A 15,081-nucleotide genomic window follows, 5' to 3' on the forward strand; every position below is an offset into this window, starting at 1 on the left:
TACCGGGGCCACAAGATCCCCACCAGGCTGCCGGTGCGCCATCCAGGCCGGGAGCGGCCCATTATCGCCATGGGCATGAAGCGGAAGAACTGCCGAATACACAATGCGAACTGGTAACCGCTTCGACTCATGGTCCTGCGCCACGGGGATTCGAACGCCCGGGCCTGTCTCACGCGAATACCGCTCTGATCGCGCCCGCGAGACGGCGGCTGAGTGGAAACTCCTCACCGGCTTCTACGACGAGCACACCGCGGACGAGGAAGAAGAGGCGGACTACGACTTCATGAGGATGGGGGCCAGCCATGCCCTTTACGGGCACCCGCAGTTGATCCCCATCGCGCGGGACGTCCGCGGGGGTTGCCTCGTCCTGGACCACCCTCCAGGGATCGACCGGGGGCGCGTCCACGAAGCCGAGGCCGAGCTGGGCGTTGTGCGCGGATCACACGCGATGTGGACGTCCCTTGCGGCACTCATGGAGGCGATCGCCAAGTCTCTTGAGAACCATCAGTCCCTCAACGGCTACACGCCCGCCGTGGACGAGGAGCAGAGGCTGTACTGGGACTTCTCATCTGCCGTGCGGTGACGGGACCGGCAGCGGTCATGACGCGGCAGCGGACAGCGAGGCCGTGCTCAGGTGAAGACCCCCGGCCACAGCCGACCGGGGGTCTTATGACTGCTGGGTGCGGACGGCTTCGGATTGCCGACATCTGCTGTGCCGGCCTGGCCCCCTGGCAGAACGGTCAGCGCTGCCATCGGCCGCCGCCCGGAATGTTGAGCCGGCCCATGGCCACCCCCACCTGCACGCGCCTGCACGCGCCCTACACCGCTTGGCGTTCCCTTTCCCGGTGAAGCTCGTGCACATCGGCGGTGAAGGTGCCGTCCTGCAACTCGTAGTGGGAGAGCGCCAGCCCGAGGCCGAAGAAGGTGGGGGCCCATTCGCCGACGAAGATGCCCCACCGGTCGGCGCGATCGAGTCCGCGCCCTGGTTCTGCCGCGAGTGATGCCGCCCAGGCGGCGATGGAGAGGCCGATGGACACGAAGCCCGCGGTGTACGCGTGTTCGCTGCGCAGGCCCTTGTCGTGCAGCTTCTGGATCATCGTGGGTCTCCCTGGTCTCCGGGGACGGGAACTTCCACCACTGTCACCCAGCCGCCGGACCTCCGCATCCCGGGGACAACCGGACAAGATCACCGAGCTGTGGCCCTCCGCCGGTCGGCAGCCGACGGGGGGTGGACCAGGCGGACCCGGCGCCGCGTGGTACGCCGCCTTTTCCGGCCCCTGTGTCGGCGGACAACGGACAAGGCCCAGGGCTCCGGTTCTCTGCCGGATGGCCTGGGCCTTCGTCGTGTGCGAGGGCTGGTGGGCGCAGACGGGTTCGAACCGCCGACATCTGCTTTGTAAGTTCGATCCGAGTTTACTCGGAATGCTGCCATCGACTGGTGCGGCGGCCGGACAGAGGCGCTGGTGTACGCCTCCGTCCGGCGTCGTTGATGTCAGCCGTGGAGTCACATGCCTTCTGATCCGATCCATAGCTCTTGATTAATCGGCCAGTAACGTTCATTTAGGTTCCGTCCGTCCGTTGACCGGGGTTGCCGGTCATGGTCAGTTGCTGCACTTCACTGCTGTACAGCATGAGCAGTCCGATCACATCGGCGATTGCCCACCCGGGGTCCACAGCAGCGATCTGGTCAAGCCTTGATCGCCGTGATCAGCGCTGAAAGAGAGCTGATTAGCATTGCGGCAGACGCAACCCAGTTGACGTTGACGCGGCTAGATTTCCGAGTGTCCTGGTCGTCATTTTCTGAGGCTTTTTCCGTATCTGGATTCTGGAAACCGAATCCAGGGTTCACTTTTTGGTCTCTGCTCCCCGACTGGTTCACGATACTCCTTGGACTGGCCGGCTTAGCCGTCCAATTGACTCGACTAGGCGACGCCCCGCCGTCTCGTTTTCCGTCGGCGCCGGGGCGTTTTGCTGATCCAAGAAGGTAGCAAGGTTCACGATCAGGCCATTGGCTTCAGAGTGAAACTCGGTCGGCTACAATTGTAGCCACCCACCCCGGGTACAGTTTGAAGTAGGCAACCCGACAACTCTTGACCTGCACAACCCCCGGAAACAATTGTTGTTGTATTACTCACGAACCCTGCCGATGTCCAATTGGCCTACATTCACAAATGGCCGATTCTGGACGTCAGGCGCAACTGATGCCCTCGGGGGATTGGAAGACGGGAGAGGAAGCGATTCGATGACCTGGTGGCGCGGACCGGCGAGCAGATCAAGGCGCACGAGCCCGGGACGCTGATCCACCGCGCACCGGGTGGAGGGCCGCCCCCCTGGAGCGGATCTTCTACGAGCTGTACCGCGACGAAGCGGCCTTCCAGGCACACGAGGATCAGGAATACGTGAAGACCTTCCTCGCCGAGCGCGAGCCGTCGCCACCACGGCCGTTGACAGGCCCTCGGGCGCAAGATCGCGTTCAACCGCAAGCGCCGGGGCCTCTCGCAGAAGGAGCTCGCCGCGCTGCTGGACCGGTCCGAAGCCTGGGTTTCCCAGGTGGAGCGGGGTGTTCGGCGCATCGACCGCATGACCGTCCTGGAGAAGGTCGCCGAGGTCCTGGAGGTGCCCGTCGCCGAACTGGCCGCCGAGGCGCCGATCGTCGCGTCCGCGAGTGTGGAGCCGCCCGGGGCCGGCTGTCTGCGCCTGATGCTCAGCGCGGCTCACTCGCTCAAGGCGCTCCTCGGGCAGCACGAGCCGCCGGACGTTCCCGCCCTCCGCGCCCAAGTGGAACAGGCGTGGGAGCTGACCCATCAGAGCAACTACGCGGATCTTTCCGAGCTGCTGGCCGAGCTGGTGCCGGCACTTGAGACGGCGGTGCGGTCGGCACCGGAACCGGAGCGTCTCGAGATGTTCCGGCTCCTGGCCCGGATGTACCACACGTGCAGCGCCCCGCTGGCGAACATGGGTGAGCCGGAAACGGCCTGGATCGCGGTTGACCGGGCCGTCGTCGCCGCCGAGCGGGCCGAAGACCCGCTGCTGATGGCGGCCGGGGAGTTCCGGTTGTCCGTCGTTTTCCTCGGCGCCCGCCACTACGAGCAGGCGGCGCAGGTCTCCGGCAGCGCCGCCGACGCGTTGCAACCCCTGACCGACACCGGTGACGTTCAAGCGGTCGCCCTCCGGGGAGCGCTGACCCTACAACGGGCCGTGGCCGCCGCCCGCGCCAACCGGGACGAGGACTCCTACGAGTTCATCCGCCAAGCGCGGGAGATGGCCGCGGAGGTCGGGGAGGGACGGAACGACTACAACACCGAGTTCGGCCCGACCAACGTGGATCTGCACGAGGTGGCCGTGGCCGTGGACCTCGGCGACGCCGGGGTCGCCTTGCGGACGGCCGCCCGGGTGGACGCCTCCTCGCTCTCCTCCGAGCGGCAGACGCGCTTCTGCCTCGACCTGGCGCGGGCCCACGCCCAGCGCCGCCAGATCGGGGACGCGGTGGCGGCCGTGCGCGCGGCCCAGAAGCTCTCACCCGAGATGGTCGGCGCCATGCCCGCGGTCAAACAACTCGTGACGGACCTGCTGACGATAAGTCAACCTTCGGGCAAGGAACTGCGGGCGTTGGCAGCCGAGTTGGGCGGTACGACATGCGGACTGGTACCTGAAGTACTGGACGGTGCCAGCAGGATGATCAGCACGATGAAATGAACACGTACACGCACGTCGTGCAGGACACCCGGCGGTAGGCGGTGAGCCACATGGACCGGCTGTTGAAGAGGCGGCCGGACACCGGCTGATCAAGCCCGTTGATGTCAGAAACGGATGTCAAAGACCCCCGGCCGCGACTGGCCGGGGGTCTTCTGGCTGGTGGGCGCAGACGGGTTCGAACCGCCGACATCTGCTTTGTAAGAGCAGCGCTCTACCACTGAGCTATGCGCCCTCGGGAACGATTGGACAGACTACATGGCCCACGGCTTCTGCCCCTAAACGTGACGGTAGCGGGCCGGAGCCCCGGGCGGAGCCCTCGGCGTAGGGTGGCGGACGGGCTCGCGCGGGGCTGCCTGCGGCCGTCCGGCGATGGCCCGCCCGGTCCCCCGCCAAGTCCTGCCCGGGACCGCCGGCCGAGCGCCCGGGACCGCCCGGGACCGCCGGGGAGCGTCTGAGTCGGACCGGGGCCGGGGACGGGAGCGGTGGCCGGCAGGGCCCCGCGGCCGCGGGTACGGGGGCCAGCCCCACCATGGATCGGGTGGGCGGCCGGATCGTTCGGCGCGGGCCGGGTCCCTACGGTCGGAGTGACCGTTCTTCCAGCGGAGTTCCTCTCCTCCACTCCACCCGAGTTCCACCGGCCCTTTCGGAGATCATCGTGATGCCTCACCGCCGCCTTCCGCCTCCGTCCGGCACCCCCGGCACCCCCGGCACCCCCGGCACTCCTGCGCGCCGTCGGCGGCGGGGCCTGTTCGCCGCCCTGGGCGCCGTCGGCCTGGTCGCGGCCGTCACCGGGTGCGGCGGTGACGCCGGCGACGACGAGACGCCCGAGCGGCGGGCGTTCTCCTTCGGCAGCGGCGGCGGTGGTGGCGGCGAGGTTCTGAAGATCGACGCAGAGAACACCTCGGTCGAGCTGGTGCCCGCCGATGTGGAGGACGTCCGGGTCACCCGGTGGTTCAGCGGATGGAGTGCCATCGGCGGGGACGTCGAGGAGTTCTGGACGATGGAGAAGGGCACCCTGCGGATCGGTGTCCGCTGCGAGGGGCTGATCGACAACTGCGAGTCCCGGCACCGGGTGGAGGTGCCGCGCGATGTCGCCGTGACCGTCGACGGGGACAACGGGAACGTCACCGCCACCGGCTTCTCCACCGCGCTCAAGCTCAGCTCCGGCAACGGATCGGTCCGGGTCGAGGACGCCAGGGGCCGCCTGGAACTCAAGAGCGACAACGGCAAGGTGAAGGCCACCGGTGTCACCGCCGGCCGGGTGTCCGCCGAGGCCGACAACGGGGCGGTTGAGCTCGGGTTCGCGCGGGTGCCGGATCGCGTGGACGTCAACACCGACAACGGAGCCGTCTCCATCGGCCTGCCGCGCGCCTCCTACCGGGTCGATGCCAAGGCCGGCAACGGGGACACGGACGTCACCGTCCCGCGCGACACCGAGAGCAAGCACCGGATCACCGTCCGCAGCGACAACGGCGGTATCACCGTCCGCACGGCCGAGTAGCCGGGCCGCTGCGCGAGATCGCCGGACGGCTGCGTTGCACGAGGTCCCCGGCCGGCTGCGCGAGATCGCGAACGAATCGGCCCGTGTATTCGTTCACCCCAGGTGGGACAATGTCCCTACCCGGCAGTGATCTGCCGGAGGGGGTGGACGCGGCACGGGAGAGGGATGTGACGGCGAGATCTGCGCAGCCGTACGGGCGGCCGGCGACGGACCGCCGCCTTCCCAGCGGCAGCGGCCCGCTCCGGCCGTTCCTCGGCATCGTCCTGCTGCCGCTCCCGCTCCTCCCCCTCCTCGCCGCCGCCGCGCCGCTCGCCTTCTCCGGCGGCGGCACCCGGCGCTGGTTCGGCGGCGGGCGCGACGACCAGCGCGCGCGGGCGCAGGCCGCCAAGGACGCCGCCGCCGACGCCTTCTACGAGCTCGATTCCGCCCAGCGCGAGCTGCGCATCTCCATCGAGACCATCGTCGCCGTGGACAGCTCGCCGCCCGCCCGCCGCGCGGCCGCCGACTTCCAGGCTCTCGGGCAGCGCATCGACGAGGCCAGCCACCGCTACATCAACGCCGTCGACGCCCACGACCTCGACCGCGACGACCTGGACTCGGCCACCGCCTCCCGCGCCCGCGCCGATCTCGACCGGGCCAAGGACGACCTCCGGCGGACGAAGGCGGAGCTCGACCGCTTCGCCAGCGGCCTGGCCCCTCTCCTCGACAAGGCCGAGACCCAGCTCGCCCGGCTCGCCCCCGCCGTCGAACGCGCCCGGCAGGCCCTGCTCGCCGCCACCGGCGCCCTCGACTCCGTACGGGCCTCCGGCCTCCGGGCCGACGACCTCGCCGCCCGCCTCGCCGCCCTCTCCCCGGAGCTGACCAAGCTGAACCAGGGCGCCGGGCAGCACGGCGTGCAGGACACCCTGCGGCGCGCGGACGACGTGCTGCGCAAGGCCGAGGCGATACGGAGCGAGGCCGAACAACTGCCCGCCCGGGCGGCCGAGACCGACCGGCGCCTGGTCACCCTGCGCACCCGCGCCGAGGCGATCACCACCCGCACGGAAGGCGTCGGCCCGATCCTCAGCGAGCTCCGCCGCCGCTACAGCGCCGCCTGCTGGCAGGACCTCCAGCCGGTGCCGGAGGAGGCCGCCCGGGCCGTCGGGCAGGCCGAGGAGAAGCTGCGCGAGGCGCAGGAGGCCCGGCGCGAACAGCGCTGGCCGGACGCCACGGCCCGGCTCAGCACGGTACGGGCCCTGCTGAACGACGCCGACGAGGCCGTGTCGGCGGCCGGTGACCGGCTGCGCCGGCTGGACGAGGTCTCCGCCGACCCGTCCCAGGAGATCGAACGAACCCGCTTCGCCATCCGCGACGCGCAGCGGCTGGCGATGACCGGCCGCTCCACCCCGGACCCCCGGCACGCGCGCCCCCTGGACGACGCGGTGGCCCGGCTGGACCGCGCGGTGGACGGGCTGGAAGGGCGGCACCCCGACTGGTGGCACTTCCTGCTGGAGACGGAGGCGGTGCGGCGCACCGTCGCCCGCGTCGTCGGCGACATCCGCGAGGAACTGGGCGCGGGCCGCTGAGACGCCTCCGGCGGTGAACCGGCGGCGGGTTACGGGCCTGGAGCCGGCCGGCAGGCTCCCGGAGCGGCGGACCGGACGACCGGATGCCGGCGCGGCCGGCAGACCGGACGGTGGGTGACCGCCCGGCTGTCACCCGGGCGGCTGGGCCGCGACGGGGCTCGGCCCCGGCCCGTCCGGGCGGAGCCGCCGGACACCCGGTAGGGCAGGGGACGAGCCTCGGGCCCGGGATACGGCCGGCGGCGAACCCGGGGCCCGCCCCACCCCGCCCGACGGGCGGTTAATCTGGCCGCATGCCCCGTTACGAGTACCGCTGCCGGTCCTGCGGCGACACCTTTGAACTGAGCCGTCCCATGGCCGAGTCCTCCGCTCCGGCCGTCTGCCCGGAAGGCCACGAGGACACCGTCAAGCTGCTCTCCACCGTGGCCGTCGGAGGCACGGCCTCCGGTCCCGCCCCCGCAGCCCCCGCCGGTGGCGGCGGTGGCGGCGGTGGCGGTTGCTGCGGCGGAGGCTGCTGCGGCTGACGCCCGGCCGAGGGGGCGGATCCGGGCGGTCCGCCCGCGCCGCCCCCTGGGCGCGGCCCCGTTCGGTCCGGGCATTCCCGCCGCGCACGGCTCCGCGCCCGGCGGCTTCCGGCGATGGCCCGGCTCGGCCGGCCCCGAGCCGGGCAGCCCGGGCGCGGCCGGCACCGTCACGACCACTCGGCCGGGACGGCGCCGGGCCGGACCCGCCCCGGAACTGTCCGGTCCGGGGCGGCAGTTGCCGTGCCGCACGGCGGGCCGCCGGCCCCGGCCGAGCACCCGCCCCGCCCGGCCGGGGCCGGCCGCGGCTCAGCGCTTGCGGGCCAGGGTCAGGCCGTCGGCGACCGTCAGCATCACCGCGTCCACCCGGTCGTCCGCCAGCACCTTCTCGTTGAACTCACGGGTCGCACCGCCCCCGCCCGTGGCATCCGGGTCCGTCACCTCGCCGTGGAAGAAGACGTTGTCCACGACGATCAGCCCGCCCGGGCGCAGCCGCGGCACCAGTTCCTCCCAGTAGCGGCCGTTGTTCTCCTTGTCCGCGTCGACGAAGACCATGTCGATCTCCGGCTCGGCGGGCAGGGCGCGCAGGGTGTCGAGGGCCGGGCCGATGCGCAGGTCGATGCGGTCCGCGACGCCCGCCTTGGCCCACGCCTCGCGCCCGTACGCCGTCCACTCCTCCGAGACGTCGCAGGTGATCACCTTGCCGCCGTCCGGCAGGGCCTCCGCCATCCACAGCGCCGACATCCCCGTGAACGTGCCGACCTCGACGATCAGCCGGGCTCCGACGAGCTTCGCCAGGAAGGCCAGCAGCGGCCCCTGCTCCTCGGAGACCTGCATCCGGGCCCGGCCGCCCAGCTTCTCGTACGTGGTGTCGACGAGCTCCCGGCGCACCGGGTCGAGTGGCGGGTTGTGCCGCAGGACGTAGTCGTAGAGCTCGGGCGTGAGCGGGGTGACCTGGTCCGGGTCCAGCGGGCTGCGCTGCCCCGCCTCGCGTGCCGCCGCCCCCGTGGTGGTGTTCGTATCAGCCATGGCGTCATCCTCGTTCACACCGCCACCGCCCGCACCAGGGATCGCAGAATCGCCTCCCCCGCCGCCACGCCCCGCTCGGTGAGTGCCGTGACGTGCGGCGCGGTCCAGCCGGTGTCGGCCAGTTCGCCGTGGCCGGGGCGCCAGCCCTCGTCGCCCGCGCGCAGCAGGTCGGCGTCGAGGAGGGAGTCGCCCGCGGTGAGCACCCGGGAGGCGCCGGTGCGCCGCGCGACCTCCGCGACGGCCGCGCTCTTGGTGAGCGGCTTCGGCACGGCGTAGATCTTGCGGCCCTGGAGCGAGACCGTCCAGCCCTGCCCGTCGGCCCACTCCCCGAGGTCCTTGACCCAGGCCTCGGGCAGCAGGGCGCGGTCGACGACCAGGTAGGCGAAGAGGTCCTCGGCGACCCGCTCCTTGAGCAGCCACTCCGGGTCGGCCGAGCGCAGCAGGTGTTCCCGCACGGACGCGAGCGGGGCGCAGCCCTCGTCGAGCGAGCGGCGCACCTGGCGCTGCCAGCCGGGGTCGGACTCCCCGTCGACGAGCAGGTGCCCGCCGTTGGCGCAGACGGCGTACGGGGCCGGGGGCCCGGGGAGCCGGATGCGGCCGTACTGCGCCCGGGTGCGGGTGGTGGACGGGACGAACACGGCCTCGCGCGCCAGGTGTTCGAGGAGCCCGGCGGCCGTCTCGGTGAGGTAGGAGAGCGGCTTGTGCTCGTACACCTCGACGCAGAGGAGACGCGGGGCGAGGGCGTCGGCCATGTCGAGGGCGAGGGCGGCCGCGGAGTAGATCAGGGTGCGGTCGAGATCGCTGGCGACGAGGACGGGACCGGGCGACTGCGGCTGCGACTGCGGGCTCGGGCTCGGGCTCGGGCTCGGGCTCGGGCTCGGGCTCGGGCTCGGGCTCGGGCTCGGGCTCGGGCTCGGGCTCGGGCTCGGGCGCCGTCTCGTCGGTGCTCACGCGGTCGTCACCGCCTTGCCGTCCGCGCCCGTCGCACCGCGCGTGTAGCGCGGGTGGATCAGTCCGACGCAGCTGTACGGCAGGTCGCCGACCTCCTCCACCGGCACCCCGCGCTGCTCGGCCAGCAGGCGGATGTGGTCCAGGTCCGCACCCGCGCCCCGCCGCGTCAGGACCCGCCAGGGGACCCGGCGCAGCAGCACGCGCGTCGTCTCGCCGACACCCGGTTTGACGAGGTTCACGTCGTGGATGCCGTAACTCTCGCTGATCCGCTCCACCGCCGCCCAGCCCTCCCAGGTCGGCGCGCGGCCGGTGGCCGACAGCAGTTCCGCCGCGTCCCGCGCGGCCTGCTCCGCGACCTCGCCGAAGCGGGAGGAGACGGCGTCGAGGAAGTCCCCGGACACGTCGGACGCGGCCAGCTCCCGGTAGAACTTGGCGCCGTGGAAGTCGTCCGGCCCGACCAGGTCCGCGCGGAGCACCGTCCGCGAAACCAGCCCGGAGACCGTGGAGTTGAGGCACGCGGAGGGGATCAGGAAGTCCTCGCGCGTGCCGTACGTCCGGACGCAGCCGCCCGGGTCGGCCAGCACGGCGATCTCCGGGTCGAAGCCCGTGATGCCGGTGGTGCGGGTGAAGTCCTCGATGGCGGCGGCGAGTTCGCGGGTGATGGCGCCCTTGCCCGTCCAGCCGTCGACGAAGACGGCGTCCGCCGGGTCGTGGTGCTCGGCGAGCCAGCGCAGCGCGGTGGTGTCGATGCCCCGGCCGCGCACGATGGAGACGGCGTAGTGCGGCAGGTCGAGCCCGTGCGCGCGGAGCGCCCAGCGGCGCATCAGGACGCCGACGGGGGTGCCGGCGCGGGCGAGCGAGACCAGGACAGGGCGGCCGGTGCCCCGGCCCGCGCGCTCGGCGAGCAGCGTCTCGGTGACGGTGCCGACGGCGCGGGCGATCCGCGCCGCCGAGGTGTCGAGGGCGGTGCGGAACAGCCGCTGGTAGTCCTCGCTGGGCTGGTACTCGACCGGCAGCGACTCGGCGTAGTGGGCGCCGCCGCGCTGCACGGCCTCCTCCCGCTCCTCGACGGGCGCTTCGAGCGGGACGTCCGAGAGGTCCTGGAGCAGCCAGCCGACCTCGTCCGGCCGGTACGAGGAGAAGGCGGGCCCGCGCAGCGGCCCGGGCAGCGCCGCGCGCGGCCCCCCGCCCGGGCCCGGGGTCGCCACCGGGCCGTGGGCCTCGATCCTCCGCGGGCCCGAAGCCCGGGCCTCCGCCGCGCCCGGGTCCGGGATCGTCCCCGGGTGGCCCGGGTCCGGGGACTCCGGTCCCCGGGCCGCTCGTGCCGCTCGTGCCGCTCGTGCCGCTCGTGCCGCTCGTGCCGCCGGGAGGGAATCCCCCGGCGCCGGGCTGTCCGGTACGGGCCCGGCCGCGTCCTCCGCCCGCTCCGCGTGCGGGCGCGGCGCGTAGGAGGGGACGACCGACAGCAGCACCCCGTCGGTGTGGCGGGCCAGTTCGGACAGCAGCCCGCCCGGCGCGTGCAGCTCCGCCGTGTCGGCGGCCGAGTCCACGACCGCCACGACGGCGTCGAAGCGGCGGGACGGGTCGGCGCCGGGCGCGACGTTGTAGGCGTACCGCTCCCCCGGACCGTCGGCCGGCGCGTCGTGCGCGGGGAACACGATCCGGGTGCGGATGGCGTAACCCGGGTCGTCGACGGCGAGAACGGGTGAGCGGGTGGTCGTCGAGTACCGCACCTCGGTCCGCTCACCGAGCGCGCGCTGCAGTGCCTGGGCGAGCCGCAGCGGCGCGTACATCAACTCCTCGCAGCCCAGGACGAGTACGCGCCCCGGGGCACCCGGCTCCGCCCGCCCGGCCGGGGCGGCGTCGGCGTCGGCGTCGGCGTCGGCGTCGGCGTGCCCCGATACGGGGGCCTGCCCGGATACGGGGCCGCCCTGCGCCGGAATGGGAACGGTCTTCCCCGGTACGGCCACACCGGACCCCGGTACGTCGGCGACGGCGCCCGGTACGGCGGCCGCATCGCCGTCCGCCGTGAGCGCCTCCGCGATACGGGCCGCCATCGCCGGCAGCGCCGCTTCCAGGCGCGTCCGGTGCTCGGACGTGAAGCCGTGCCGTCCGCCGTCCGGCAGTCCGTCCGGCCAGCCGAGCTCCACGCGCCGTACTGCCGCCGGAGAGCACCCGGGGGCAGTCATGACCCGGGCAGGCATGTGAACACCGGTGACGCGGGCGGCCGTTGCAGCGACCGCGCCGGAGGCGGCGGCAGCCGTGTGCGCGGGGGCCGGGACGGCCGCGGCAGCCGTGGCAGCCGTGGCCCCGGTGGCGGAGCCATCGTTCAGGCCTGCGCCCTCCAGGTGCCGCACACCGCTGACCTGCGCACCGGTCGCCGAAGTGGGAGCTCCCTCCGCCCGGGACTCCCCGGCTGCCGGGGCGCCGGCCGCCGCGCCCGCCGCCTCGTACTCCGCCACCAGCGCCTGCCCCCGCTCCAGGACGTCCTCCGGGAGCCGGACCGTTCCGGAGGCCAGCGTCACGAGGTCCACCCGGGCGCCCAGGTCGGCCGCGGCCTTCCGCAGGGCGTCCCGGTGTTCGGCGGTCCGCAGGTCGACGAGGGCGACGATCACGTACCGGTCGCGCGGGAACCGCTCGTGCAGCGCCCTGACGGTGTTGAGCACCGTGCGGCCGGTGGAGAACTCGTCGTCGACGAGCACCAACGGCCCGTCCCCGCCGAGCAGGTCCGGGTCCTCCGGCAGCAGCAGATGGGAGGTCGCGTGGCTGTGCTCCTCCTCGAAGCCGCCGACCGGCGCGAGGCCGGGCACGGGACGCCTGGTCGAGTGCAGATACGCGGCCGGTTCCAGCCCGTCGGCGACGCTGTGCCCGAGGCCGGTCGCCGTCTCCGCGTAGCCGAGGACGACGGCGCGCACGGCCGCCTCCTCGCCGAGCAGCCGCCGCACCCGGCGGCCCAGGTCGAGCCCGGCCCCGTGGACGACGTCGGGGCGCTGCGGCACATGCTTGCCGAGCACCTGGGAGACCAGCAGATGGGCCCGTCTGGGGTTGCGCCGCAGCGCCAGCCCGAGCAGGCCGCGGAGCGTGCGCGCGCCGCCGGGCATGCTCGCTCCTGCCTCTCCTGCCTCTCCGGGCTCCCCGGGCTCCCCGGGCTCCCCGGGCTCCCCGGGCTCCCCGGGCTCACGGTGCACGGCCTCGCCGCCCACGCCGGCCTCGCCGGCCGTGTCCGCCGCGGCGTCACCAGTGGCGGAGCCGGGGCCGTCGCCGTCCTCCGGCCGGTCCGCCTCGCGCAGCTCGACCCCGAGCCGCTCCGCGACCCATGCCCCGGACCACTCCCGCTCCTGCCGCATCCTGTGAACGCCTCGCCTCTCCGCTGTTCCCGCACGTTCCGGTGTCTCCGCTGCCTGCGGTGTCTCCGGTGCTTCCCATGTTCTCGCTGTCGCCCGCATCCCGGCCGTCCCCCGTCACGTGATGCCGGCCGCCAGGAGCTCCACGAAGGTCACGTCCTCCCGTGCCACCCCGAAGACCTCCGCTCGGAGCAGCGTCCGCTCGGCCCATGCGCGGTGCGGCTTCACCTCGTTCATCTTGTTGGTGTACGCGGACCGCAGCACCCCGCCACCGCCCCGCTCGGGCCGCAGGATGTCGACCGCGTCGCTGTACTCCTCGTGGCTCACGACCGACAGGGCGTGCACCGGCGCGACATGGGAGGGGTGTATGCAGGTCTTCCCCAGCAGGCCGTTGGCGCGGTCCAGTTCGATCTCGCGGAGCAGTCCGTCCATGTCGTGTTCGATGAGCGCGGTCCGCAGCTTCTCGGCGCGGCCGGTGAAGGGGCTGCGCCGCAGCTGCGGCTTGAACATCCGCTCCTGGAGCCGGAAGTACTCCCACACCGGCCCCGTCACGGTGAAGCCGGTGCCGTCCGCCCGTCCCAGCGTGTTGACCACATCGGCGATCACCGAGGCGATGAGCTGCACGTCGTACGCCGTCATGTCCGGGGATCTGCGCAGCCCGTACGCGGAGCAGAAGTCGGTCACGCCCAGGCGCAGGGCCAGCACCCGCTCGCGGTACTTGTCGACGCTGCGCCGGATGCCGGCGAGGGTCTCCGCGCGGCTCTCCAGGTGCAGCAGCTCCGGGGACTCCAGGACCGGCATCGCGAACAGCCGCCGCCCGCAGGCGTTCTCGGCCTCCGCCAGCGCCTCCAGGAACGGAACGCCCCGCTCCTCGGTGAACTTGGGCAGGACGAATCCGGACAGCAGCCGCGCCGCGGGCCCGAGGCGGCGCACGAGGTCGGTGATCTGTTCCGGCCACCGCACCCGGATGAAGAGCAGCGGCAGTTCGGAGCCGTGTTCCAGCAGGGTGTGGAAGTGCCGGACCAGGTTCTCCTCCGCGCCGGTCACGTCGGCGTCGTCGATGGAGTCCTCCAGGCACAGCACCATGGAGACGACCCCGCGGCTCATCTGCTTGACCACGTCCTCGGCCAGCGTGGGCCGGGTCGCGGGGCTGTACAGGGTGGCACCGAGCGCGACGGCGAGGCGCTGAGCTGGGGAGTCGACGTCGAACCGGCCCGGTTCCCGGTGGAACAGGGCCGTCCGGACATCGGGTGGCACATACCCGAAGTGACGCATGGAACTCCCCAGTGATCTGTCGCGCTGTGACGCGATCTGGCCGGTAATCGTACGTTGCGTTCAGGCTCGAAAGCCCTTGCGGGCGTGAAAATCGCGTATCCCGCCCGTGTCCGTTGGCTGTCCGCCGGGCGGCTGATGCGGTCCCCGCGTTGTACCCGCCTGCCCCGGGAAGGCAGGATGACCGCTATGACGCACGCGATGGTGAAGGGGTCGAACATCCCGCTGGACGCATCCGCCGTACGGGCGGTGCTCCGCTGGACTCCCGGCCCGGGGGTGCCCGATGTCGACGCGTCCGCGCTGCTGTTGAACGCGGACGGCCGCGTGCGCTCGGACGAGGACTTCGTCTTCTACAACCAGCCCCGCCACCCCTCCGGCCTGGTACGGCACTTGCCCAAGAAGCGCTTGGCGGACGCGCTGACGGACACTGTCGAGGCCGAGTTCGCGGGGCTGGAGCCGGCGGTGGAGCGGGTGGTGCTCGCCGCGTCGTCCGACGGCGGCGCCTTCGGCGGTGTGCCGGATCTGCGGCTGCTGCTGTTCGACGCCTCACCGGAAGCGTCCGGGAACGGCGCGGAGCCGCTCGCGGTCTTCGACCTCGTGCCCGAGACCGGCGACGAGTCGGCCCTCATCTGCGGCGAGCTCTACCGGCGGGGCGAGACCTGGAAGTTCCGCGCCCTGGGCCAGGGGTACGACACCGGGCTGGTCGGGCTGGCCACCGAGTACGGCATCTCGGTGGAGGACCCCGAGGACGAGCCGTCCGGCACCGCCCGTGCCGAGGGCGGCGCGCCCGCGCCCGCCCCGTCGCCGTCCGCCCCGGCCTCACCCGCGCCGGAAGCGCTCACCGAGCCCGTGCCCGCGCCCCGCCCGGAACCGGCCACCGCGCCCGCGGCGGCGCCGGACGACGCCACCCGCGCACACCGGCCCGGCTACGGCTATCCCCCGCCGCCGCCGGCCGCGCCGCCCGCGCAGCCGCCGTTCCCGCCCCCGCCGGCCGCCCCGGCCCCGGTCCCGCAGGCACCTCCGGCGCACGCGCCGGGGTACGGCTATCCGCACCAGCCGGCGGCGGCCTACGGCTATCCGCAGGCCCCCGCGCCGCCGGTGCCGGACCCGGCCTTCGCGCTGCCGCCGCAGGGGCCGCAGTTCCAGCGGAACCGCTGACGGCCGGCGTCACCGCTGACGGCCGGCGGAGCGGAACCGGCCCGGAC

12 protein-coding genes and 1 tRNA gene are annotated in these 15,081 nt (G+C 73.1%); 6 read left to right on the forward strand and 7 right to left on the reverse strand.

Translation table 11 applies throughout. The annotated features are described in order from the left end of the window. The first annotated feature begins 103 nt into the window (after positions 1 to 103). Complete coding sequence (locus IF83_RS0118010; protein WP_051722887.1) at positions 104 to 583, forward strand: SMI1/KNR4 family protein; 480 nt, start codon at positions 104 to 106, stop codon at positions 581 to 583. A 235-nt stretch (positions 584 to 818) separates the two neighbouring features. Here the strand turns inward: IF83_RS0118010 and IF83_RS0118015 are convergent, their stop codons facing one another. Both IF83_RS0118015 and IF83_RS33780 read right to left on the reverse strand, forming a co-directional pair. Continuing rightward, entirely contained in the window at positions 819 to 1,097 is a 279-nt protein-coding gene (locus IF83_RS0118015; protein ID WP_030545302.1) for a hypothetical protein, read from the reverse strand. Between the two features lie 590 nt (positions 1,098 to 1,687). Further along, positions 1,688 to 1,879 carry a hypothetical protein gene (locus IF83_RS33780; RefSeq protein WP_158711062.1) on the reverse strand — a complete coding sequence of 64 codons (192 nt, stop codon included), beginning with the start codon at positions 1,877 to 1,879 and terminating at the stop codon, positions 1,688 to 1,690. Positions 1,880 to 2,466: 587 nt separating this feature from the next. Between IF83_RS33780 and IF83_RS0118025 the strand changes: the two genes are divergently transcribed. Then, positions 2,467 to 3,696, forward strand: a complete 1,230-nt coding sequence (locus tag IF83_RS0118025; protein ID WP_051722888.1) for a helix-turn-helix domain-containing protein — start codon at positions 2,467 to 2,469, stop codon at positions 3,694 to 3,696. Positions 3,697 to 3,853: 157 nt separating this feature from the next. On the opposite strand, the gene IF83_RS0118030 is transcribed toward IF83_RS0118025, so the two are convergent. Continuing rightward, positions 3,854 to 3,928: transfer RNA gene (locus IF83_RS0118030), tRNA-Val, on the reverse strand. Between the two features lie 426 nt (positions 3,929 to 4,354). Here IF83_RS0118030 and IF83_RS0118035 point away from each other — a divergent pair. The 3 genes from IF83_RS0118035 to IF83_RS0118045 all read left to right on the forward strand — a co-directional run bounded on the left by IF83_RS0118035 (position 4,355) and on the right by IF83_RS0118045 (position 7,283). Continuing rightward, entirely contained in the window at positions 4,355 to 5,197 is an 843-nt protein-coding gene (locus tag IF83_RS0118035) for a DUF4097 family beta strand repeat-containing protein (RefSeq protein ID WP_078843584.1), read from the forward strand. Between the two features lie 167 nt (positions 5,198 to 5,364). Beyond that, complete coding sequence (locus IF83_RS0118040; RefSeq protein ID WP_030545309.1) at positions 5,365 to 6,762, forward strand: hypothetical protein; 1,398 nt, start codon at positions 5,365 to 5,367, stop codon at positions 6,760 to 6,762. 290 nt (positions 6,763 to 7,052) lie between these two features. Beyond that, on the forward strand, positions 7,053 to 7,283 hold the full coding sequence (locus tag IF83_RS0118045) for an FmdB family zinc ribbon protein (protein ID WP_030545311.1): 231 nt from the start codon (positions 7,053 to 7,055) through the stop codon (positions 7,281 to 7,283). A gap of 306 nt (positions 7,284 to 7,589) precedes the next feature. Here the strand turns inward: IF83_RS0118045 and IF83_RS0118050 are convergent, their stop codons facing one another. The 4 genes from IF83_RS0118050 to IF83_RS0118070 all read right to left on the reverse strand — a co-directional run bounded on the left by IF83_RS0118050 (position 7,590) and on the right by IF83_RS0118070 (position 13,879). Then, complete coding sequence (locus IF83_RS0118050; RefSeq protein WP_078843585.1) at positions 7,590 to 8,309, reverse strand: O-methyltransferase; 720 nt, start codon at positions 8,307 to 8,309, stop codon at positions 7,590 to 7,592. 14 nt (positions 8,310 to 8,323) lie between these two features. Further along, positions 8,324 to 9,061 (reverse strand): HAD family hydrolase, encoded by a 738-nt coding sequence (locus IF83_RS0118055; protein WP_347877109.1) that lies wholly within the window; start codon positions 9,059 to 9,061, stop codon positions 8,324 to 8,326. 195 nt (positions 9,062 to 9,256) lie between these two features. Then, the gene (locus tag IF83_RS0118065) at positions 9,257 to 12,361 is read right to left on the reverse strand and encodes a phosphoribosyltransferase domain-containing protein (protein ID WP_051722919.1); all 3,105 of its coding nucleotides are present in this window, start codon (positions 12,359 to 12,361) and stop codon (positions 9,257 to 9,259) included. 360 nt (positions 12,362 to 12,721) lie between these two features. Beyond that, positions 12,722 to 13,879, reverse strand: a complete 1,158-nt coding sequence (locus tag IF83_RS0118070; RefSeq protein WP_030545321.1) for an HpcH/HpaI aldolase/citrate lyase family protein — start codon at positions 13,877 to 13,879, stop codon at positions 12,722 to 12,724. Positions 13,880 to 14,065: 186 nt separating this feature from the next. Here IF83_RS0118070 and IF83_RS0118075 point away from each other — a divergent pair, with 186 nt between their 5' ends. Beyond that, positions 14,066 to 15,034 carry a TerD family protein gene (locus IF83_RS0118075; protein ID WP_030545323.1) on the forward strand — a complete coding sequence of 323 codons (969 nt, stop codon included), beginning with the start codon at positions 14,066 to 14,068 and terminating at the stop codon, positions 15,032 to 15,034. Positions 15,035 to 15,081 lie beyond the last annotated feature (47 nt).

Origin of the sequence: Streptomyces albus subsp. albus (assembly GCF_000719865.1) — a bacterium.
In the GTDB taxonomy this organism is placed as follows: domain Bacteria; phylum Actinomycetota; class Actinomycetes; order Streptomycetales; family Streptomycetaceae; genus Streptomyces; species Streptomyces albus_E.

Bases quoted from the DNA above. Each gene is read 5' to 3' on its own strand.
- IF83_RS0118010 (WP_051722887.1), top strand. From the start codon at position 104: ATGCGAACTGGTAACCGCTTCGACTCATGGTCCTGCGCCACGGGGATT.
- IF83_RS0118015 (WP_030545302.1), bottom strand. From the start codon at position 1,097: ATGATCCAGAAGCTGCACGACAAGGGCCTGCGCAGCGAACACGCGTAC.
- IF83_RS0118035 (WP_078843584.1), top strand. From the start codon at position 4,355: ATGCCTCACCGCCGCCTTCCGCCTCCGTCCGGCACCCCCGGCACCCCC.
- IF83_RS0118045 (WP_030545311.1), top strand. From the start codon at position 7,053: ATGCCCCGTTACGAGTACCGCTGCCGGTCCTGCGGCGACACCTTTGAA.
- IF83_RS0118050 (WP_078843585.1), bottom strand. From the start codon at position 8,309: ATGGCTGATACGAACACCACCACGGGGGCGGCGGCACGCGAGGCGGGG.
- IF83_RS0118055 (WP_347877109.1), bottom strand. From the start codon at position 9,061: ATGGCCGACGCCCTCGCCCCGCGTCTCCTCTGCGTCGAGGTGTACGAG.
- IF83_RS0118065 (WP_051722919.1), bottom strand. From the start codon at position 12,361: ATGCCCGGCGGCGCGCGCACGCTCCGCGGCCTGCTCGGGCTGGCGCTG.
- IF83_RS0118070 (WP_030545321.1), bottom strand. From the start codon at position 13,879: ATGCGTCACTTCGGGTATGTGCCACCCGATGTCCGGACGGCCCTGTTC.
- IF83_RS0118075 (WP_030545323.1), top strand. From the start codon at position 14,066: ATGACGCACGCGATGGTGAAGGGGTCGAACATCCCGCTGGACGCATCC.